A 22,104-nucleotide genomic window follows, 5' to 3' on the forward strand; every position below is an offset into this window, starting at 1 on the left:
ACCTATCAAACTTAAGTGGTCAGACCAATTAGTGCGATTATATCACTTTTTAGGACTTGGTACTAGTTTCTGGGCCAACCATTTTTGTATCGATTCGTTTCAGTACGACATTTTCTTCCCCGAACCGTCTTTTCGCTTCCGCCACATACTCTTCATTCGGATTGATTGAAAAAGCTGAAGCCAGTTGTTTCACTTCCTTCGAATCCGTGAATCGGCATACAACTGGGACATCCCCTTGTGCTCGTTGAATCCAATCTTCCAATTCAGGGAAGCGGTCGAGTGTGAGCCGGATGAATAAGGCTTGCCCGTGTAACGGTCGAATCCGTTCGACAATCAATTGCTTGCGACCATCCCGTTCATTCGAATGGACCTCGAGTAACAAGATGTTACCGGCATAGAGGGACCGTCCAAACTGCGCGAATGTGCGAGGAAACACGACGACCTCGTCTTGCGTCATGCCATCGTCCACCATGAGAACACCCATCCGTTCTTGTTTTTTTGTCATGAACGTACGTACGTCATCTACATATACGACGAGATAACCGTTTGTTCCATTCATGACTTCTTCAATTGTAGACGGTTCGATCCCGATATCCGGAAGTGCCATCAATGGAGAGTGGACCACCCATGTCCCGAGCGCCTCCCTCTCTTCTTCAGACCAATTCGGTTCTTTCACTTTTTTCTGTTTAAGTCCGAGTGAAGACAGCTCATCGGGTAAAAAATGTGTTCCCGCTTCTTCTCGCAAACGTTCGACTGCTTCAAAGGCATGTGTCCGGTCACCGTGATACATCCGGTCGAGCGCGCCCGCACCAAGTAATCGACGTAATTTCAGTTGGTCTTTATTTTTCCACTCCATGGCTTCTTGAAGCGTTCTGACATCTTTCAACTGCCCGTTCAGTTCAATCAGTCGGTCCACATCACGTTTGGTCAAACCCTGAACCGCCTTCAACCCGAGCCGGACGCCCGGTCCCTCAAGTGTCGCGTCAGCGTGACCATGTAAGACGTCCGGTGGATACACCGGAATTTGATCTTTCCGTAACAGTCTGACAAGTTCCGTTGTTTTTTCTGATGTCACCACATGAAAGACACGAGGGAAATGTGCTTTGACGTAAGCCAATCGGTAACTGATCAAACTGTAGGCGACAGCGTGAGAGCGGTTAAATCCGTACCCGGCAAACTTTTCAATCCATGAAAAGATTTGCGCCAAGACGTCCTGGTCTCCCGCTTTTGCTTGTTGCAAAAATCGTTCTCGTTCCCGAGCAATCGTTCCGGTATCCTTTTTGGCAATAGCACGTCTGACCAAATCCGCTTCCGCATAGGAATAGCCTCCGAGTTTACGGAGAAGTTTCATCACCTGTTCTTGATAGACGAGTACACCGTATGTCGGTCTCATGACGTCTTCTACGTCTGGGTGGACTGGTTGGTAAGGCATACCGTGTTTTCGCTTCGCATACGTTTCGATGAATTGCATCGGTCCCGGTCGATAGAGTGACATCGTGACAACGATATCTTCAAACTCAGTCGGTTTCACTTGTCGAAGCGCTTGCTTCATCCCGGTCGATTCAAATTGGAAGATTCCGTCCGTCTCACCTCTCGCAAGCAATCGATACGTCCGAGCATCGTTTAACGGAATTGTTTTCAGAGAGAACAGCGCATCACTTTCTCGAATCAAATCCTCCATCTTTCGCAAGCGACTCAAGTTTCGTAATCCGAGCAAGTCAATTTTCAGAAGCCCGACCTCTTCCAAATCCTTCATATTATATTGGGTCACGTGTTCTTCAAGTTCGGGTTGGAGCGGAGTCACTTCTTCAATCGGTTGACGACTGAGCACCACTCCTGCCGCGTGAACGGAGGATTGACGCGGCAAACCTTCTAGCTGTTTGGCAATCCGTAATAACTGCTGACGCTTTTGGCTACCGGCAAACCACTTCATCTGCTTCTGGCTCGACATCAGTTCATCAAGTCCTCCGGCTTTCACTTGCTTGCTCGCAGCCTGCCCTTCCTCAAGGGTCATCCCGAGCGCTCTCGCAACGTCTCGAATTGCCGCTTTCGCACCGAACGTGGCAAGTGTCCCGATCTGTGCGGCATGCGTATGACCGTATCTTGATAGTACGTAAGAAACCACTTCCTCACGACGTTCATCTTCAAAATCGAGATCTATGTCTGGCATCGACACACGCTCTGGATTTAAGAATCGTTCGAACAACAACCCGTAATGAACCGGATCGACTTCCGTGATATGGAGGGCAAAACTGACGAGTGAACCTGCTGCCGATCCACGCCCCGGACCTACTTCAATCCCAGATTCTCGAGCAAACCGAACGATGTCTTCCACGATCAAGAAATAGGAAGAAAATCCGGTATTGGCGATGACTTCAAGCTCAAACTTTGCCCGCTCGATGTAAGGTTCTTTCACGAGTTCCATCGCCTTCAACCGCTCACCGACAAGTCGTTTCAGCTTTTGATCGGCATCCGGAATTTCTGGAATCGCCCCTTCCGCACGTGGTAGATGATCCAGTCGAATCAATGCCTCGAATCGATCCAGTTCCGATAATTCTTCTGTTGTGAACCAGTCATTCATTTCACTCGGTAGTCGAACGTGCAATCCTTTTTGTCGCACGTCTTCATTCGACATCACGTCCCCTTCGCGAATGGCAGAAATGGCTCGGAATCCTTCCACATCTTCCGGTCTCATGTATCTCGTTTCAGGGGCCGGAATCAATTGGACAGCAAGCTCTTCGCGCATGAGACGAAGTTGTTTCAACACTTGTACCTGTTCCGTAGTCTGAGGTGCCGGGAGTCCGAGCCACAGCTTCTCTTCATCGACAAACGACAAGAGTTGATGATAAAGGCGACGCCGGTGAACCGGATCACTCGCTTTCCAATTTTCAGGTAGTACGATCAGCGGCATCGTTGTCCGTCCTTCAATTCCTCCCGCCTGGATGATACGATATTGTTCCTTAAGCTCCGTTTCGTTAGATGAATACACAATCACGGATACGTCTAACCCATCCAATCGGAGGACCGTTCTCAGTCCGATGAGCGGTTTCACCTCATATCGTTGGCAATATGACAAAAATGTCGGAACCCCATAGAACGCATCGTCTGCGATCGCCACGGAACGACTTCCCCGTTCGGTCATCTGCAAGACATATTGCTCTAACCGGATTGTACTTTGTAGTAAACTATAAGCAGTTCTGACATTCAGATGAATCATCGTTGGCCTCCTTTCTATATTAATGGAATTGTCAAACTCAATTCATCACTTCTCTGATACAATAATTATAGACAAAACTCACGACAAAAGGGGGTAAAAGCGTATGATTATCAATCGGGGACAGATTGCACGCGATAAGTTAGAAAAATTACAGCATGGTCAAACAGTGTTTGCCGACAGCCCAGAAATCATCGACCGGCTCCGTAAGTACATTACTGAGTATCAGCTCGACGTCGTCGAGGACGTGACCGAACGAGGTACATGGTTCATCCCAAAGGAAAATGGAGACAAATGAAGAGAGCTGACCTCGGTCAGCTCTCTTCATTTTCTTCAAACGTGAATTCCCCCGCCACTTCATTCAAAGCCGCAATCACGTCATCCATCTCATCCCATGTGTCAATCGTGGCACCAGCCGCCATCGGATGACCTCCCCCACGGTATCGCTTGGCCACTTCATTGATGACAGGACCTTTCGACCGGATGCGCACACGAATCTCTTCTTTGTTTTCCACGAACATGACCCAACATTTCAATCCTTCGAGGCCAGAGAAGCTATTGACGAGTTGCGATGCCGCTTCCGGGGATGCATGGAACGTCCGGAGCACGTCCTTGTCAATCTTCACATAGCCGACGCCTTCTTCTGTGACATTGACGTGCTGTAACACGTACCCTTGTAACTGAAGAGTCGCTAAGTTGGTCTTATACATGTGTCGGTACAATTTATTCGTATCGATGTCTTTCGCGATCAGCGCCGAAGCAATCTCAAACGTTCGGGCCGTAGCATTTCGAAACTGGAATCGTCCTGTGTCGCCTACGATGCCGGCATAGAGTAAAAATGCCGCCTCTTGGTCGATTGGATATCTCCAAATGTCCGCGAGTTCCACAATCATCTCAGACGTCGAACTGACCGAGGTATCGACAATCTGTGTCATCGCATATGGATCTTCATCGGGATGATGATCGATTTTAATGATTGTCTTCCCTTTTAGCGCAAATGGTCCATCGATTCGCTCTTGATTCGCCGTATCTAATATAAGGACGAGCGCGTCTTGATACATTTCTTCTTCGACATGTTCCATCTTTCCTAAAAACTCGAGGTCTGGAACCATGCCACCGACCACATAGATTTGCTTCTCCGGATGAACCGATTTTAGAATGCGCTGTAAACCAAGCTGGCTCCCCAACGCATCAGGGTCTGGTCGTACGTGGCGGTGAATGAAAATGGTGTCAGCCGCCTCAATTTCTGATTTGATTGTATCCGCTTCCTGCCATTGCGTCATGATGATTCCTCACTTTCCTACACACTATTATGGTATGATGATAACAGATTACGAGATAGAAAGGGGTTCCTTCACTTGCAACTTGTCATGATTGGACTCATTTTGTTCGCGCTCGGTGCGTACCTTGTCTTCAAGCGCCGCGCTTTTTTGACAAAGACGCCAAACCGAAAAGCGTTGTTCAACACGCAAGCGTTGATCTGGTTAAGTTTATTCCTCGCATTGTTCGCTGCGAACCAAATGGTCGGGGGATTCGGTCTGAATTCATCTGTCGGTTGGATTGTCAGCATCGTCATGTTAGTCGTCGGTTTAGGGAATGCTGTTGTCGGATTTATCCGTTACCGCAAAATTTACCCTCTCGCCGCAGAAGAACCGACGAATACGCCATCATGAAAAAGAGCACCTGCTACGCGCTGTAGCAGGTGCTCTTTTTATTACCGATCGATGAGTTGTGCCGTGACGAGCGCTTTGGCGACAAGTTGTGTCCCTTGCGTCATCTCCACATCCACTTTCCCGAACTTCCGACCGAGGTCGAAGACATGGGCCGACACTCGAATCTGACTTTCAATTTGAATCGGCTTCATGAAATAGACGGTGATATTCTCAACCACGAGATCGCCTTTCTTCATATGACGCAAACTTCGCGTCGCCCCCTCGACCAACAAGGTCGTCAACACGCCAGATGAGGCGGTCCCCATATGACTCGTCATCTGTGGGGCCACTTCAACCGTGAAGGCCGTCCCGTTCGATGCAGGATCTTCTTTCAGCTGGTTCGTGATCATGTTATCGAACGTCTCACCGACTTGCGGTTGTCGATTCGCCAGTTGCAACGCCTTCAGCACATCTTGGCGGCTAATAATCCCAAGCAGACGTCCGTAGTTATCAACGACAGGTAACATCTCGATCCCTTCCCACACCATCTGGTGCGCGGCATTGGTGACACTCGTTTGTACGCCTACTGTAATCGGACTTTTCGTCATGACCTTCTCAATATCATAGTCGTGTGATTTATCAATGACATCCTTTGCCGTGATCACGCCGACCACTTTCATCTGTTCATCGATGACGGGATACCGATTATGTTTCGTCCGTTCATTCAGCTCGTGCCAACGTTTCACTGTGTCATCTGACTTCAGATAGAACGTATCGTGGAGCGGGATGACGATATCTGAGACGAGTAAAATCTCTTTTTTGATTAGACGGTCATAGATGGCTCGGTTGATCATCGTCGCGACGGTAAAACTGTCATAGGATGTAGAAATGACAGGCATATCATACTTATCTGCCATTCGTTTCACTTCATCCGTTGTGTCGAATCCCCCTGTGATCAACACAGCCCCACCTGATTGTAAGACGAGTTCATGCGCTTTCTCGCGGTTTCCGATGATGACGAGTGAGTCGACATCGATATATCGCATCATCGCCTCGAGCTTCATGGCACCGATTACAAATTTCGATAGCGTCTTGTGGAGACCGTTACGTCCGCCCAACACCTGACCATCGACGATATTGACGACTTCGGCGAATGTCAGCTTTTCAATATTTTCTTTATGTTTTCGCTTGATCCGAATCGTCCCCACCCGTTCAATGGTTGATACGAAACCTAGGTTCTCAGCTTCTTTGATGGCCCGATAAGCCGTACCTTCTGATACAGCCAACTCTTTGGCGATTTGGCGGACCGAAATTTTTGACCCTACATCGAGTGACTCGATATGTGCTATGATCTGTTCATGTTTTGTGGTCATACGCGGAGTCCCTTCTCTCAATACATTTTCTACTCTATTCAGTATACTGTATCAGTCGAACTAGTTCAAACTGTACCAATCAAATTGCAACATTTCCTTTCTGTTTTCGAAACAGCTATAATAGACGAGTAGTCAACGTAAGAGGTAGAAGGGAAGGGATTCAACTTGAATCAACGCACCAATCAAATTGCACAATCTCTAGCGACAAAAGGGTTAGATGCAGCATTCATCACGTCGAAAGCATCCGCGTTTTATTTCTCGGGAGTATACGCGGAAGCGCACGAGCGATTGATCGCCATTTTAGTTTTGAAGAACGGCACAACTGCCATCATCTGCCCAGCACTTGAAAAAGGGATTGTCGAAGCGAGTGACTGGTCAGGTGAAATCGTGACGTATATGGACCATGAAAACCCATGGGACAAAATCGTCAAGTTATTCCTCGATAACCAAATCGTTCCTGAACGAATCGGAATCGAAGGGGAGCATTTGACATTCAACCGAGTCGAGCAGCTTCGCGCCGGTTTTGCCGGTCTGTCAATTATCGATTTGACAGACGAGCTCCAAACGTTACGTATGATCAAATCACCGGATGAAGTCCGGATCATGAAGCGGGCCGCCGAGTTGGCAGATATGGCCATCGAAGCCGGGATCCGCTCCCTCCGTGAAGGCGTGACAGAACTCGAGGTCATCGCGGATATTGAATACGCCATGAAACAGCAAGGCGTCCGTGAAATGTCGTTCGACACGCTCGTCTTGTTCGGTGAGAATAGTGCCGACCCTCACGGTGTCCCAGGCAACAACCGCTTGAAAAAAGGAGATTTTGCCTTGTTCGACCTCGGTGTCGTCTGGCAGGGATACTGTTCAGACATCACACGGACGGTTGTCTTCGGTGAGGCGAGTCGCAAACAACGTGAGATTTACGAAACGGTTCTTCAGGCTGAGGAAGCCGCAATCGAGATAGCGAACGTCGGTACGACACTCGGCGCAATCGATATCGCGGCACGACAAGTCATCACGTCTGCAGGATATGGTGAATACTTCACTCATCGAATCGGTCACGGAATTGGAATCGAAGTACACGAACACCCCTCGATGGCAGCGAACAATGACATGACCGCCCAAGTCGGGATGACGTTCACAGTCGAACCGGGTATCTATCTACCGGGAGTCGGCGGAGTCCGTATTGAAGACGATCTCGTCATGACAGAAAGTGGTCCCATCACATTGACGAGTTATCCGAAAACACTTCAAGAGATTGAATGACAAAAAGTGCGATCCATTCTCTGAAGTGACCCCTAAAAGTTAGACACGGTTATTTCATCTAGGCTACGTGAACGAACTGGGTCCGGTATTGCACCGGACTCAGTTTTAATTTTGCCTTGATTCGTCGTGTGTTGTAATAGTCTATGTAGTTACCGAGCTCGATTTTAAAGTGGTCGATACTCTTAAAACGTTTAAGATAAAGGAATTCGGATTTCATGATTCCGAAGAAATTCTCCATCACTGCGTNCATTCATACTATCTTTCCCTTCCCGATAGGCCATGACGGCGCTTAACTTTTGATCAGTTGTAAATTTAGTCATTAAAAAACTGCACCTCCAATTGTTAGATGTGTCTAACAATTGGGGTGCAGTTCATCTCAAGGATCGCACTTTTTTACATATCTTAATAAAACAAGCGCAGCATGACATCCCGTTGCGGTACGTCATAACGTTCCATCTTCTCTAAAAAGGCACGTTTGTCATATGGGACCGCCCTCAGTTCAAGAGCAATCCCGGTTTCTCCTTCAGATAATATGGCAAAGCGAGCCAGGTCATCTTTCGCCACTCCGAGCGCACCAGGATTGACGTAGCGCTTGGTGTCATCTTCAAACAGATGGACAGGATGGTGATGTCCGAATAACACGATTTCTCCTGTATATGCTCCATACAGTCGCTGCATATTTTCCAGTGTCGGTTCGAGAATCTCGTGAAACGGTTCTTCGACAATCGTGGCGTGGCGTCGTTCGGTCGGGATATGATAATGAATGCCGAACAGCGTTTCGCCAACCATTTTGACGGACATTGTTCGTGGAAGGGATTCGAGGACATCCGCATATCGAGTCTCTAGATGACGCGCAACCCACTCATGGTGGGGGCGCGTATGAGCATAACTTTCTGGATGACCGTGTCCAGCCAAAAGGGAAAGGACCGCTTCATCATGATTCCCAGAAATCATATGCGTTCCCCGGTCTAACAAACGCTCCATGACCGCATTAGAGTCCGGTCCCATTGCAATCATGTCACCGAGCGACCAGATGACGTCGACCCGCTCCGCATCCATGACTTGAAGTGCAGCCTCCAACGCCTCGAGATTTCCATGAACGTCCGTGACCACTCCAATCTTCATCGCGTTCCCCTCACTTTCGGTATTGATGGACGACGTTGACGCCGCCTGTCACATCGATGATGGCACCTGTGATCATGTCCGAGTCTTCTTGTAATAAGAACGAAATCAAACGCGCGATATCTTCTCCTGTCCCGTGTCGACCGACCGGAGTTCCTTCATCCACTTCCGCTTCATCAATGCGCATCTCCTTTTGAGAGCCGACGATATTGCCCGGATTGACCATGTTCGCCGTAATCCCGAACGGGGCCTCTTCTAGCGCGACCGATTTTGTCAAACTGACGAGTCCCGTCTTTGCAGCGGCAAACGCAGAACGATGGATCCAGCCAGGGGCCGTCCCACTTTCCGGAAACCCATACGAGATGATGCGTCCAAATCGATTTGAGCGCATGGAAGGAATCGCACGACGCATCAACCAAAATGAGGCGGACAGGTTGCCCGTGAGTACTTCGTCCCACTCTTCGTCTGTCAATTCGACGAGCGGTTTCCGCTCAAAGATATATGGACCTGCATTTAAAATCAAGGCGTTCGGTTCACCAAAACGTTCGACCGCTTCCTCATAGGCTGAGAGCAGTTGTTCGCGGTCCGTCAATCCGGCCTCGATCATATGTATCCGTTCATGTTCCCAGTCAATCGGATTCCGTTGCAAAATGCTGACGTGCCACCCATCTTGTAACAGACGCTCCGTCACTACGCGTCCGATCCCTTTGGCACCAGATGTAATCATTACATGTTTCATCGCCCTACCTCCTCCGCCTTATTTTACCCGTTCTTTCACACGAATTCCAAACTTGGACATGTCGTGAACATCGTCATGAAAAAATTCACGCATTTTCATGGCGAAAAAGCGTGAAAACTGAAAGAAGTGGTATACTATATATGTAAGCCGAACGTATATTTCGAGCGAAAGGTTGGGATTTACATGGCAATTGTATACAAACACATTTTATCTGCCGTTGACGGCTCTAAAGAGGCAGAACGTGCATTTGAAACAGCAATCGATGTCGCGATTCGTAACGAAGGAAAACTGTACGTTGGTCATGTGATTGATACGCGTACGTTTGCGACTGTAGAAGCTTACGACCGCACAATCACAGAGCGTGCCGAGACATATGCGAAAGAGTTGCTTGAAGACTATGTCAATCGCGCGAAAGAGCGTGGCGTAAAAGAAGTCGAAACGGTGATTGAATACGGTTCCCCGAAAGTGACGATTGCGAAAAAGATTGCACCTAACCATGATATTGATCTTATTATTTGTGGTGCGACAGGTTTAAACGCCGTTGAACGGTTCTTTATCGGAAGCGTTTCTGAAAGCATCGTCCGTTATGCGAAATGTGACGTCCTTATCGTTCGTCAATAATCACCCATCCATCAAAAAGGGTCTTGCGCAATCGCAAGACCCTTTTCCTATGCATTATAACACCTTGACTGTAACCGTTTTACGACCAAATTGAATCGCTGCATTTTGCGAATACATTAAGATGTCAATTTTATTTCCTTTGATGGCGCCACCAGTGTCAGCTGCCGTGTAGGTACCCATCGACTTGCCCCCTACGAATACTTGTACTTTCGTTCCGAGTGGAATGACGCGCGGGTCTACCGCGACTACATTTCGCTTTTGGGTACGAACGTTCCATCCAAGTGCTGTCTTACCTGAACATCCCTTGCAGTACGGTGTATATGCCGACGCTTTCATCGTATACGTCTTCACGCTTGCTGGTTTGATTGGTTTAGGAGCACTTACAGTACGTAAGTTCTTTGTAGGAACCCATCCGGCCTTCCCTTTATAGTTCACGCGAATCCAAGCACCTCGAGAACCTGTACGTTGAAGACGATCACTCGCCGTCATCTTCCCAATCACTCGTGCATTTGATTTCCCTTCTGCATAGACCATCTTCGAACCTGACTTTGTTGCAACATATACTTTTTTCGTAGCTGCTTCTACTGGTGAAGTTGGTAGAGCAAATGCAAATACGGCGATGGCGAGAAGTAAGAGCGTCATGATTTTTTTCAACATACGTTTATTCGTCCTCTCTTCGTCAATTTGGTTTCATTTCATATCATCATCTATCGAACGAGTGACTTGTCACTCCAATTGAATATTTCGTCCAGATAACTATATGACGAAACATCAGTCAGTGCCGTTACACTTCCTGTTCATTTGAGTGACACGAACATTACAAATCGATGTCAAAATTAACGGTTTATCATGTTAGATTGGACATTTAAATCGAATACGAGATATTTTTATAAATTTACATCCAATATATGGTTTATTCATGTCATAAACATTGCAAAACGATGCAAATATAGCGCCTAATGTTACAAAGGAGAAAACATTTGTCCTACTTCCGATTCTTCACATTAGTAAAAAAGACTCATAAAAAAACCCACGTTACAGGAAGTAACGTGGGTTCGTTTCATATTATGCGTGTGCTTCGACAAGGTTTGCAATGCGTACCGTGTCGCGCGCGATGACCAATTCTTCGTTCGTCGGGATGATGATGACTTTAACTGGTGAGTGCGGATAGTTGATGAACAACTCTTTTCCGCGAGCACCGTTGTTAAGTGAAGGATCCCAGTAGACACCCATGAATTCAAGACCGCGAAGGATGCGTTCACGGATGACGTCCGAGTTCTCACCGACACCTGCTGTGAAGATGATGGCGTCGACACCATTCATTTCAGCCGCATATTGACCGATGTAACCGTGAATACGGTTCGAGAAGATTTTCAATGAAACTTCTGCACGATGGTTGCCTTCTGCAGCCGCTTGCTCGATGTCACGCAAGTCACTTGAGATACCAGAAAGACCGTACACGCCAGACTCTTTGTTCATGACGTTCAATACATCTTCAGCAGACTTCCCTGTTTTTTGCATCAAGAACGGGATGAGGGCAGGGTCCAAAGAACCTGAGCGCGTTCCCATCGTGATTCCTTCGAGTGGTGTGAAGCCCATCGTTGTATCGATTGAGCGACCACCTGCTACTGCAGCGATCGATGCACCGCTACCGAGGTGACATGAAATCAAACGCAAGTCTTCTAGCGGACGACCGAGAAGTTCTGCCGCACGCTGTGTGACATACTTGTGGCTCGTTCCGTGGAAGCCGTATTTACGTACACCATGTTCTGTATAGTATTCATAAGGAAGACTGTACAAGAAATTCTCTTCAGGCATTGACTGGTGGAACGCTGTATCGAATACCGCTACTTGTGGGACATTCGGCAAAATTGCCTGGAATGCACGAATACCTGTCAAGTTTGGTGGGATGTGAAGTGGTCCGAGCTCTGTGAACGATTCGATGTTCTTCATGACTTCATCGTCAATGACGACCGAATCCGCATACAACTCTTTTCCGTGTAACACACGGTGACCTACACCAGAAATCTCATCGAATGATTGGATGATATCCAATTCGATCAACTTCTCCAACGTCAATTCAACCGCTTCTTTGTGCGTGTGAAGTGGTGTGACCACGTTGAACTTCTGTCCTTCACCGTACTTGATTGTAAAAATCGCATCTTCTTTCCCTACACGCTCTACAAGTCCGACTGCGAGCAACTCTTCCGTTGGCATCTCGAGTAACTGGAACTTGAGCGATGAACTACCCGCATTGACTGCCATAATTTTCGTCATGTCATACACCTCTTACCTTTCGTTTTAAACGCATATCTTTATCTGTTCAATTTAAAACTGATAACTGTATCATAATGAAGATACTTGATTTTGCATACCTTTTTCAAGTATTTTGTCCATTATTTTTGAGTTGTTTTGAACCAATCATCAATCTGTTTCACAACATTGGCTACCGCTCTGACATCAGTGAATGACGGAAGTTCCACAAATAGCGCTTGTTTTGGCCGTGTGACGCCTTCTCCTACTTTTTGAAGGAGCAATAAGCTTTTCGCGTAACGTTCGTCTTTAAACATCGTCGTCGGAAGTTGAATGACCCCTTTCACAACAGCCTCACGGTCCATCCATTGTTTTAATTTCCCTTCGTCATCCTGTTCAAACAAATTGTTCGGGATGACAAATAATCCATGCCCACCTGGTTTCGTATGGCGAATCGCCTGTTCCATCAAGAGGAAATGCGAATAGGCATGTCCTTGTTCTCGTTTCATGTCGTATCCGGCTGCCACTTCATCATTTGGATAATATCCGATTGGCAAGTCAGCAACGGAAAGGTCGCTCGGTTCAACAAACAGAGGAGCAAGGGCGTCTTGATGGAAGTAGGATACTGGTTCTCCTAACAAGTTACTAATGGAATAGGAAAGACGAAGCAACAGTTCATCCACTTCGACCGCTTGCGCTGTCGCATCTTTTAACTGAGAGAGAACGGCGTGCGTCAACGTACCTGTCCCACTACCTAAATCTAGAATCGTCGCGTTTTCCTTAAGTAGCTTCGAAGCTAGATAACCCATAAATAGGCTGACCGCATCCGGTGTCGGTTGATTGTTCGGGGGGAGTTGTGTCGTTTCTTCCAAGACGAGTAAACTCACTGCTTTACGGACATCGTCCATCTTCTCTTTTTCAATGTCAACATGGTCAAATACTTGGACGAGTGCCTCGATCGGTAATACATCCAGGTCGTTGACCAGTTTCTTCGCTTCCTTCTTCCAATCACGATAGAGTTGTTCAAAACGTTCCATTTTCGTTCATCCTTTCCATACAAAACCGGCCCCCATGAGAGGACCGGTCGGTTCACGTACTAGTGTAAGCTATTTTAATCAATTTCGCCAAACGAATCAATTCACTTGTTCGAACGCCTCAAGTGCCGCCGCGAAATCAACTTCATCTGTCATTTCATCCATATATTGTACATATTGGACGACGCCATTCGAATCGACGACGAATACAGAACGCGCAAGGAGACGCATTTCTTCAATTAAAACACCATATGCTTTGGCGAACGAAAGATCGCGGTGGTCCGAGAGGGTGACTACGTTATCTAAACCAGATGCAGAACACCAACGGCGCTGTGCGAACGGCAAATCGTTCGATACAGTCAAGACTGTACCACCGAGTGATGAGGCCTTTTCGTTGAACTCACGCGTTTGTGCATCACATACGCCTGTATCGATTGAAGGAATGACACTGATTAGTTTTTTCCCCGGATAGGTTGCTAACGTCACTTCTTCTAAAGCAGTCGTCAAGACGCGGAAATCAGGAGCTTGATCTCCTACCTTCACTGGATTTCCTTGTAATGTTACGTTGTTCCCTTTAAATGTTGGCATGTACTCATCCCCTTTGTTGTAGTTACTCGTTCATCATATCGATGAACTTGAGCCTTTGACAAACTTCCTGCTTTTGGCTCTGTTTCAGTTTTCCCTATATCGGTAGGAAGAAACACGTTATAATAAAGAGGACACCATTGACAAAGGGGATGACTCAGATGAGAAACAACGTCTATTTGTACCATCGTAACGTCAACGAATTCACAAAAGAAGTGAAGAAACTGAGAGAAATCGGGGAAAAACACGGGTTCAACATCGTAAATCAACCGGAGGACGCGAACATCATCGCTGCAGTCGGCGGGGACGGGGCATTTTTACAGGCGGTTCGCTACACAGGCTTTCGTCAAGACGCCATCTACGTTGGCTTCGGTCGTGGATTGAACGAGTTTTATTGTGATTTCGACATACATAAACTCGATGAAGTCGACCGCCTCTTCTCGGACAACTCGGTGCGAATCGAAGAAGGTCTCGAAGTCCGGAAGTATCCACTTCTTTCAGCATCGATCAACGAATCGACACCGCTCCTCTGTTTAAATGAGGCTTCGATTAAATCAAGTATTATCAAATCACTCGCCATCGAGGTCTATATCGACGATCTACATTTCGAAACATTCCGTGGGGACGGAATGGTTGTATCGACGCCGACGGGATCGACTGCCTATAACAAATCTCTCAGCGGTGCGGTCGTCGACCCACTCATCCCATGTATGCAAGTGAGTGAGATCGCTTCGGTCAACAACAATCGCTATCGCACACTCGGCTCATCCTTTATCGTTCATGATTCGCGTAAGTTGTCACTCCGCATCGTCGAAGACGGCAACGACTACCCGATTATTGGGATGGATAACGAGGCGCTCAGCTTGAAGTACACAGACCGAATCGATATCGAACTCTCGGACCAGGTCATCAAGACTGTCAAGCTTCGGACCAACTCGTTCTGGCATAAAGTGCAACGTTCATTCTTCTGATGTAAAAAAGAGTTGCTTCATCCCTTTCGGATGAAGCAACTCTTTTTTACAGCGTGGCTTTTTCTGCTTCGTACACTGGTTGCCCTTCGACGACAGTCATGACAAGACGGTTGTGCAGGATGTCTTCCCCACTCAATTTAAAGAAATCTTCATCCCATACTGTGAAGTTGGCATTGTAGCTTTGAACCAATAGCCCGTTTCTTCCGTGCGTCCCTGTAGCAACATGAGGCGAATATGTGAAGCTGCGAAGAGCTTCATACATCGAAAGACGTTCACTCGGATTTAGCGTGCTCGACCCGTGAAACGATTGTCGCATCACCGCTCCAAACAATCCCTTTCGAACGTCAACAGATGAAATCGGCGCGTCACTTCCTCCTAACACCAATGCTCCCGTATCGAGTAAAGACTTGAATCGATAGACATCATGCACACGCTCATTGCCCAACCGCTCGAACAGCATGTCCATGTCATCCGATAAAAATACCGGCTGTGCATCAATCAAAACAGGCAATGATTTGATTCGGTTGATCAATGAGTCATTCAATAAAGAGGCATGGATAATTCGATCTCGTGTCCCTTTTCTGGCAGGGTACTTTTCAAGCAGGCCGACAAATTGCTCAACCGCCGCATCACCGATCACATGCGCTGCCACATTCATCCCGTATGTTCGTGCTTTTTTCACAAGTGCCTCGAGATGATCTGGTCGATGCACTTCAATTCCTCGTTGACTCCGATCATCCGCATACGGTGCAGATAACAGAGCGGTGCGTCCACCGAACGAACCGTCGACAAAGAGTTTCATCGCACCGAAGTCAAACCGTTTCCGACGCGTCATCGCATCTTGCTGGATGACACGATCCACCACCTGTTCGTGGACGAGAAGGTGTGCTTGAAACGGAAGTTCATCCAGTACATCTTCGTACGCTTGAATCGTTTCGAGCGGATCTCCATGATAGAACAAGTCTTCCGTATGGGCACCAACGATTCCATGTGCGAATAATGAATCGATCGCCCGGCGAAGAGAAGCGGTATTTTTCTTACGATTCCCACTCAATTCTTTATATAAGAGATCTAGTGCAGCATCATATAGGACGCCATTCAATTTGCCTTCTTCATCTCGCCCAAGTTTTCCACCTTCGATCACCGTATGGTGGATCAGTCCAAGTCGTTCAAGTCCTTTCGAGTTCACGACGGCTACGTGACGACAGACACGCTTCAACACGACAGGACGGTCGTCAATCACTTCATCAATCATCTCGCGTGTCGGCATGTCACCGAGCAGACGATCATCAAACCCTTCTGCGACGATCCAATCGTCGTCCGACCCTCGTTGCTTCATCGTTTCAAGTAATTCTCGAAGATCCGTCGCTTCACTCGCATCGACACGGTCGAGCGCTTCGCCGTATCCGACAAGGTGAATATGTGAATCGGTAAAGGCCGGATACACACTCTTCCCTTCCAAATTCACAATCTCCTCGATGCGACCCGCATATGTACGTCGGAGATGTCCCTCGTCCCCCATCTTCAAGACGCGTCCATGCTCAATAAACATGGCACGTTCCATCTCACCTGGTTTATTCAATGTGTAGATGTTCCCGTTGACCCATAGTGTACCCATCTGACGATTCCTCCTTGATTGAAAAAAGATTGACGTCTACGTTTTTCCCGTTTCCGTCAATCTTCATGCATCGTTTATTTTTTTAGCAATTCCTGCTGTTCTAACCCTTTATCCACACGTTGACGAATTTCATTGGCTCCGTTCTCATCGAATCGACCGAGCACCCGCTCACCGATTTCGACCGCAGTGCCATACTCTCCATGCAAGAACTTGTTTTCCGCAAGCGTCAAGGCGATATGGACCTCGTTGTCACGGCGACGGAAGCGGTTTGCATATTGGAGCAACTGTTCCGCATACGTCACTTGACGAATCAGTGCATGGACACGGTCACGGAAGTTATCCATCATCTCTTCGACATCATGGCTAAGCCCGACGATATACGTCATGTTGAACGGTGCCTTGTCAAACTGTTCGTCTAACGACTGGACACCTTTTTGGAGCTGACGTAAGTCGTTTGACAAATCATTCGGAACAACCGGCATCGCACTTTTCGCTAACAGGCGACGATGCCCAGACAATTCTTTTTTCCACGTTTCTAACTTGTGACGGACCTCAAGCTCTTCTTTACGTAATGAATTCGTATCCTCAATGAAACGCTCATGCATGGCACTGAATTGGTCAAGTGACCGTTTCGCTTCCTGCACTTTGGATTTGATCATACTAAACGGTAACATTTGCGCGACGAGAGCTTGTTCAATATCAAGTACATTCGCCGTGAGAGTCGTTCGTTCACGTTCTAATTGTTCGAACTCTTCTCCGACGCGTGCATTGATTTCATAGTTGCTTACAAGTCGAGACATTTCCGTCTGTAAGTGATTCATGATTTCGGCAGATTGCAATTCGCGCTCTTGTATCGTCGCAAATTCTTTTTTCACGTATTGGCGGGCATCGACCTCTGTTCGGAATGCTTCGAATAATTGATCGATATCCGAGCTCAACTGTTGCATGTCCTCTTCAAAATGATCAAATTCCAAGCGTTCGATTCGAGCCATCAACTCTTCTCGACGATCTTCCGCTTGATCGATTTCTTCCATTAATCCAAGTGGTTCAAGCGCATACCCGTCCATTTGCATTTCTTTATGTCCAGCCCGGAGTTGTTGAAGTTGTTGTTTCAGTTCCACTTGAACCGTACGTACAAATTGCGGAATGATCCGAATCAGTTCACGGATGTGTCCTACTTGATTCGATAAGGCTTGTCCGGTTTCAAATGCTTCAGAAACTTGACCGACCTGCTTTAAGTTGATCATCTCACTGCGTTTCGCCTCGGCAGCGGCAATCTCTTGTTCCACCAATGCATAGGTTGGTCCGAACGCATGGTTTTGTGAATTCAATGTCTTGCGGAACTGATACAACTCTTTCTCATCCTGCTTCACAATGTCCATAAGCGAGGTGTGATGCGTCGTAAATTCATCCATCTCATCGAGCATGGCGTGTACCATCGTCTCGAGCTCTTCAATGAGTTGTTCAGTCGCATTCAAGTCAGCTTTGACTTTCATGAAACGATATTTATCCAAGTCTTCCTCAGCCCGGTATAACGCTTCATCGATTTGACCTGCATGTACACTCACTAACTCATCCCAAGATTGATGCCAACGATCAAACTTTTCTTTTGTTTCCCCTTCCATCGGCCACTGTTTGAATTTCTGGAGTTCGACGGGTATGCTCGCACTGAGCACACTTTGTTTCCTCATATCCAAGTCGTCAATTTTTTGGTAAAAATTCCTTCGAATGAGCATACTCCCCAACATGCCGCCTAATACGACGACGATGATTCCAATGATTAATCCATAAATTCCGTAATCCATCTTTGTCACAACCTCCAAGCCGCTTTCGTGGACTTATGTACCTTTATATAAAAAAAGAAGTATTTTATAAGAATAGATATACCTAATCATATTATAGAACCAACGATTTGCATAGGTTTTCCAATGGTTTCAGTGGAGATTGTTCATTTTTTCGGAACTTTCTAACAAGACAAATCTTAAATTTGAGTGTACCATAATGCTAAATTCTAAAAACACGAAAGATGGAGGGGAATTTATATGTTCCAAACGACATCGTACTCAGGTGATTTGACAGCCGGTTACGAACTATTAAACAAGCAACTCGCCGCATTATTAGAGGGCGAAACAAATACAGTGGCCAACCTTGCCAACGCCAGCGCTTTACTCAACCAATTTTTAGATCGGATCAACTGGGTCGGATTCTACGTGACTGATTCTGAAGACAGTCTAATCTTAGGACCATTCCAGGGACTCCCGGCTTGCGTTCACATCGCGTTCGGTAAAGGGGTTTGTGGAACTGCGGCAGCTACACAAGAAACACAGCTCGTGGCCGACGTTCATCAATTCCCCGGTCATATCGCATGTGATGCGGCTTCGAATTCTGAAATCGTCGTCCCTCTCGTACGTGACGGGAAAACAATCGGCGTGCTCGATATCGACAGCCCGGAGTTCGACCGTTTCTCAGAAATCGACCGTCAAGGACTCGAACGTTTTTGCGAAACACTTCTTCGCTATATTTGATTGACAAGAGATGGTATTCATCGTATACTCATCTTTGTGCATGAAATGACGATAGCAGTCACAGACAAACGTATCCACCTTTCGGGCCTCGACTTTTGTCGGAGGGGCATCTCGTAGCTTCGCTATCAAGTGAAGGTGCTTGCACCTAGAAAGGGGCGTTACTCGTCTTTGACACCGTTGTTCTTTTGTGCAAAATACATGAACAACAAGGAGGAGTCCAATCATGGCTCGTTACACAGGTCCAGCTTGGAAACTCTCGCGTCGCTTAGGCATCTCGCTTAGCGAAACGGGTAAAGAATTAGCAAAACGTCCTTACGCACCAGGTCAACACGGAAATGGTCGTAAGAAAATCTCAGAATACGGTCTTCAGCTTCAAGCGAAGCAAGCACTTCGTCACATGTACGGAGTGAACGAGAAGCAATTCCGCCGCATCTTCAACGATGCTGGTAAAATGCCAGGCATCCACGGTGAGAACTTCATGTTCTTGCTCGAATCACGCCTTGACAACCTCGTTTACCGTTTCGGCCTCGCTCGCACACGTCGTGGAGCACGCCAACTCGTCAACCACGGTCACATCACTGTTGATGGATCACGCGTTGACATCGCGTCTTACCGCGTAAAACCAGGTCAAGTTATCGCTGTTCGTGAAAAGTCGAAAAACGTAAAAGCAATCGCTGAAGCACTTGAAGTAGCACCAGCTACAAAAGACTTCGTATCGTTTGACGCTGAGAAACTCGAAGGTACATTCGTACGTCTCCCAGAACGCGCTGAACTCAACGACCAAATCAAAGAGCAACTCATCGTCGAGTACTACTCACGTTAATGCTTTTTATCCCCTTCTTCACGAAGGGGATTTTTTTATTTCTTCAAAATCTCTTGTCGAATGCGTCCCATTTGCGTATCGAGGGCATCCGCCATGAGTGACGCTTCAATCAGCTCTTCTTTCGATGATTCTGGCACGGCATGTTGATATTTGTACTGAAGCTTATGTTCCGTTGCCGCCCAAAAGTCCATGGCGAGTGTCCGAATCTGAATCTCCGCAGGCACCCAGATGATTCGTTCTGCCAAGTAGACTTTCGTTTTCACGATGAGATGTAAGCTCCGATACCCGCTCGGTTTTGGATGTTTGATGTAATCTTTGATTTCGATGATATCTAAATCATCTCGCGCCTCTAGATGACGCAAGATTTCATAAATATCGTCGCGGAAGCTCGTAACAATCCGAATGCCCGCCACATCGTGCACATGTTCCCAAAGCGCCGAAACTTCCAAAGGCAAGTCTTTCCGTTTCATCTTGCGCACGATGGACGGCAATGTCTTCATTCTCGTCTTCACATGTTCAATCGGTGAATACCCGAGTCTCGTCTGCCAGTCCAAGTCGATGATCCCGAGATCGCTCTCAAGTTCCGTGATCGCCATTTCATAATAACGAAAGTGTTCGCGCCATTGATGGAACTGCTCACCGAAAAATTCTTCTATCTCCATCGTCATCCCTCCTATCTTCCCATTTTAGCAAATCCGAACCGCACGTCATGTATAAAAAAAGTCCATTCCTCAACAAATGAGGAACGGACATCGTGATTATACGTGACGAATCACAAAGTATTTCTTCTTACCACGGCGAATGATGGTGAATTCACCGAGCGTGTCTTCGCGCGTAATCATTTTATCGAGCGCTTGTTCACGTTCGCCGTTCAAGTAAATCGCTCCGTTCGTCACATCTTCACGTGCCTGACGTTTCGATGGTGAGATCTTCGCTTCGACGAGGAGGTCGACAAGGTTGCGTTCACCGTCAAGTTCGAATTGCGGCATGCCTTTAAACGCATCTTCCATATCTTCCGGTTGAAGCGACGTCAAATCTCCGCTAAAGAACGCTTTCGTGATGCGCTCCGCTTGTTCAAGTCCTGCTTCACCGTGGACAAGCTTTGTCATCTCTTCTGCGAGTCGGCGCTGTGCCACGCGCTTTTCAGGCGCTTCTGTCACTTCGGCTGCAAGTGCCTCAATCTCTTCATGCGACATGAACGTGAAGTATTTGATGAACTTGATGACATCTGCATCGTCGACGTTGATCCAGAACTGGTAGAACTCATATGGCGACGTCTTATCCGCATCTAACCAAACCGCACCGCCCGCTGTCTTCCCGAACTTTTGTCCGTCCGACTTTGTGACGAGTGGCACGGTGAGACCGAACGCTTTTTCAGAGTGACCAAAGCGACGAATCAATTCAAGACCTGCCGTGATGTTCCCCCATTGATCACTTCCACCGACTTGAAGACGACATTTCTCTGTCTCGTATAGTTTCAAGAAGTCGTAAGATTGGAGCAACATGTAAGAGAACTCTGTGTACGAGATCCCGTTCTCCATACGTGAATCGACAGAGTCTTTCGCGAGCATGTAACTGATTGGGAAGTGCTTCCCAATGTCGCGCAGGAAGTCAATGATTGACATCTCTTCCGTCCATTCGTAGTTGTTGCGAATCGTGATCGGGTTCTCCCCTTCAAGTGGAAGGAATCGGCTCAACTGATCCTTGATGCGATCGGAGAAGAGCTTGACCGTATCCAACGTGTTTAGTGAACGTTCATCCGAACGACCAGACGGGTCACCAATCATCCCTGTCGCCCCACCGACAAGCGCGATGACCTGATGGCCGGCCTGCTGGAAACGTTTCAGCGTCAAGATCGGGAGCAAGTGCCCGATGTGAAGCGAGTCCGCTGTCGGATCAAATCCCGTGTATAACGTCGTCGGTTGCTTGAGTTGTTCTTTTAATCCTTCTTCATCTGTCATTTGGTTGACAAGTCCTCGAAACTCTAAATCGTTTAATAGTTCCATTTGTTCCACTCCTTCGATTGACATAAAAAAACGTCCCTTCTCATATGAGAAGGGACGGAGATTCCGCGGTACCACCCTACTTGTCGCAATTTGCGACCGCTTGAGCGAGAGATAACGGTCTCGAACCGGCCCGAAGGCACGCTCTAAAAGTGTAATTCATCGATTGACATTGGCTAGTTCACAGCAACCACTAGCTTTCTGGACAAGAGGCCCGTCGACTACTTCGCTTTCTTCACAGCGTCATTATCTTGTTGACTATGCTATTCATTTTATAAGCATCGTTTTCAACTTGTCAACTCTTACAA

General features: G+C 47.2%; 21 protein-coding genes and 1 other annotated feature. Of the genes, 7 read left to right on the plus strand and 14 right to left on the minus strand.

All coding sequences use genetic code 11. The annotated features are described in order from the left end of the window. Window positions 1-49: 49 nt before the first annotated feature. A complete protein-coding gene (gene dnaE / locus GVY43_RS05810) occupies window positions 50-3,217 on the minus strand; it encodes a DNA polymerase III subunit alpha (protein WP_159562534.1) in 3,168 nt (1,055 codons plus the stop codon). Between the two features lie 103 nt (window positions 3,218-3,320). On the opposite strand from dnaE, the gene GVY43_RS05815 reads away from it, so the two are divergent. Then, the gene (locus GVY43_RS05815; RefSeq protein ID WP_074036509.1) at window positions 3,321-3,512 is read left to right on the plus strand and encodes a hypothetical protein; all 192 of its coding nucleotides are present in this window, start codon (window positions 3,321-3,323) and stop codon (window positions 3,510-3,512) included. A gap of 16 nt (window positions 3,513-3,528) precedes the next feature. Here GVY43_RS05815 and GVY43_RS05820 read toward each other — a convergent pair whose 3' ends face one another. Next, complete coding sequence (locus tag GVY43_RS05820) at window positions 3,529-4,497, minus strand: bifunctional oligoribonuclease/PAP phosphatase NrnA (protein ID WP_074036506.1); 969 nt, start codon at window positions 4,495-4,497, stop codon at window positions 3,529-3,531. A 75-nt stretch (window positions 4,498-4,572) separates the two neighbouring features. Here GVY43_RS05820 and GVY43_RS05825 point away from each other — a divergent pair, with 75 nt between their 5' ends. Further along, window positions 4,573-4,887: a YtpI family protein gene (locus GVY43_RS05825; RefSeq protein ID WP_074033432.1), complete on the plus strand. Its 315-nt coding sequence runs from the start codon at window positions 4,573-4,575 to the stop codon at window positions 4,885-4,887. Between the two features lie 41 nt (window positions 4,888-4,928). Here GVY43_RS05825 and GVY43_RS05830 read toward each other — a convergent pair whose 3' ends face one another. Continuing rightward, the gene (locus tag GVY43_RS05830) at window positions 4,929-6,239 is read right to left on the minus strand and encodes a DRTGG domain-containing protein (RefSeq protein ID WP_074036504.1); all 1,311 of its coding nucleotides are present in this window, start codon (window positions 6,237-6,239) and stop codon (window positions 4,929-4,931) included. A 165-nt stretch (window positions 6,240-6,404) separates the two neighbouring features. Between GVY43_RS05830 and GVY43_RS05835 the strand changes: the two genes are divergently transcribed. Further along, entirely contained in the window at window positions 6,405-7,502 is a 1,098-nt protein-coding gene (locus GVY43_RS05835) for a Xaa-Pro peptidase family protein (RefSeq protein WP_159562535.1), read from the plus strand. Between the two features lie 58 nt (window positions 7,503-7,560). On the opposite strand, the gene GVY43_RS05840 is transcribed toward GVY43_RS05835, so the two are convergent. From GVY43_RS05840 to GVY43_RS05850, 3 genes are all read right to left on the minus strand, one after another. Beyond that, window positions 7,561-7,748, minus strand: a 188-nt coding sequence (locus GVY43_RS05840; RefSeq protein WP_159563650.1) for an IS3 family transposase, incomplete at its 5' end; no start/stop codon positions are given. Between the two features lie 156 nt (window positions 7,749-7,904). Continuing rightward, on the minus strand, window positions 7,905-8,627 hold the full coding sequence (locus GVY43_RS05845; protein WP_159562536.1) for a metallophosphoesterase: 723 nt from the start codon (window positions 8,625-8,627) through the stop codon (window positions 7,905-7,907). A 10-nt stretch (window positions 8,628-8,637) separates the two neighbouring features. Further along, a complete protein-coding gene (locus GVY43_RS05850) occupies window positions 8,638-9,363 on the minus strand; it encodes an SDR family oxidoreductase (RefSeq protein ID WP_159562537.1) in 726 nt (241 codons plus the stop codon). A gap of 183 nt (window positions 9,364-9,546) precedes the next feature. On the opposite strand from GVY43_RS05850, the gene GVY43_RS05855 reads away from it, so the two are divergent. Next, window positions 9,547-9,984: a universal stress protein gene (locus GVY43_RS05855; protein WP_012726732.1), complete on the plus strand. Its 438-nt coding sequence runs from the start codon at window positions 9,547-9,549 to the stop codon at window positions 9,982-9,984. A 54-nt stretch (window positions 9,985-10,038) separates the two neighbouring features. Here the strand turns inward: GVY43_RS05855 and GVY43_RS05860 are convergent, their stop codons facing one another. The 4 genes from GVY43_RS05860 to tpx all read right to left on the minus strand — a co-directional run bounded on the left by GVY43_RS05860 (window position 10,039) and on the right by tpx (window position 13,859). Further along, window positions 10,039-10,641, minus strand: a complete 603-nt coding sequence (locus GVY43_RS05860) for a 3D domain-containing protein (protein ID WP_159562538.1) — start codon at window positions 10,639-10,641, stop codon at window positions 10,039-10,041. A 408-nt stretch (window positions 10,642-11,049) separates the two neighbouring features. Continuing rightward, a complete protein-coding gene (locus GVY43_RS05865; protein ID WP_012726734.1) occupies window positions 11,050-12,261 on the minus strand; it encodes an acetate kinase in 1,212 nt (403 codons plus the stop codon). A 119-nt stretch (window positions 12,262-12,380) separates the two neighbouring features. Next, window positions 12,381-13,274 (minus strand): class I SAM-dependent methyltransferase, encoded by an 894-nt coding sequence (locus GVY43_RS05870; RefSeq protein WP_074036496.1) that lies wholly within the window; start codon window positions 13,272-13,274, stop codon window positions 12,381-12,383. A 96-nt stretch (window positions 13,275-13,370) separates the two neighbouring features. Next, a complete protein-coding gene (tpx, locus tag GVY43_RS05875) occupies window positions 13,371-13,859 on the minus strand; it encodes a thiol peroxidase (protein WP_159562539.1) in 489 nt (162 codons plus the stop codon). 149 nt (window positions 13,860-14,008) lie between these two features. Between tpx and GVY43_RS05880 the strand changes: the two genes are divergently transcribed. Next, on the plus strand, window positions 14,009-14,827 hold the full coding sequence (locus GVY43_RS05880) for an NAD kinase (protein WP_201302264.1): 819 nt from the start codon (window positions 14,009-14,011) through the stop codon (window positions 14,825-14,827). A gap of 46 nt (window positions 14,828-14,873) precedes the next feature. Here the strand turns inward: GVY43_RS05880 and GVY43_RS05885 are convergent, their stop codons facing one another. After that, a complete protein-coding gene (locus GVY43_RS05885; protein ID WP_159562541.1) occupies window positions 14,874-16,445 on the minus strand; it encodes an amidohydrolase in 1,572 nt (523 codons plus the stop codon). 74 nt (window positions 16,446-16,519) lie between these two features. Further along, the gene (ezrA, locus tag GVY43_RS05890; protein WP_031423123.1) at window positions 16,520-18,250 is read right to left on the minus strand and encodes a septation ring formation regulator EzrA; all 1,731 of its coding nucleotides are present in this window, start codon (window positions 18,248-18,250) and stop codon (window positions 16,520-16,522) included. A gap of 237 nt (window positions 18,251-18,487) precedes the next feature. Between ezrA and GVY43_RS05895 the strand changes: the two genes are divergently transcribed. After that, window positions 18,488-18,970, plus strand: coding sequence for a GAF domain-containing protein (locus tag GVY43_RS05895; protein ID WP_012726740.1), 483 nt, complete (start codon window positions 18,488-18,490; stop codon window positions 18,968-18,970). A 223-nt stretch (window positions 18,971-19,193) separates the two neighbouring features. Beyond that, window positions 19,194-19,793 carry a 30S ribosomal protein S4 gene (rpsD, locus tag GVY43_RS05900; protein ID WP_031423120.1) on the plus strand — a complete coding sequence of 200 codons (600 nt, stop codon included), beginning with the start codon at window positions 19,194-19,196 and terminating at the stop codon, window positions 19,791-19,793. Window positions 19,794-19,828: 35 nt separating this feature from the next. Here rpsD and GVY43_RS05905 read toward each other — a convergent pair whose 3' ends face one another. Both GVY43_RS05905 and tyrS read right to left on the minus strand, forming a co-directional pair. Continuing rightward, a complete protein-coding gene (locus GVY43_RS05905; protein WP_159562542.1) occupies window positions 19,829-20,455 on the minus strand; it encodes a GTP pyrophosphokinase family protein in 627 nt (208 codons plus the stop codon). A 96-nt stretch (window positions 20,456-20,551) separates the two neighbouring features. Then, complete coding sequence (tyrS, locus tag GVY43_RS05910) at window positions 20,552-21,799, minus strand: tyrosine--tRNA ligase (RefSeq protein WP_159562543.1); 1,248 nt, start codon at window positions 21,797-21,799, stop codon at window positions 20,552-20,554. 47 nt (window positions 21,800-21,846) lie between these two features. Continuing rightward, window positions 21,847-22,044 (minus strand) — a binding site (T-box leader). Window positions 22,045-22,104: the final 60 nt, after the last annotated feature.

It is taken from the genome of Exiguobacterium sp. 8H (assembly GCF_902506255.1).
GTDB classification, from domain to species: Bacteria; Bacillota; Bacilli; order Exiguobacteriales; family Exiguobacteriaceae; genus Exiguobacterium; species Exiguobacterium profundum.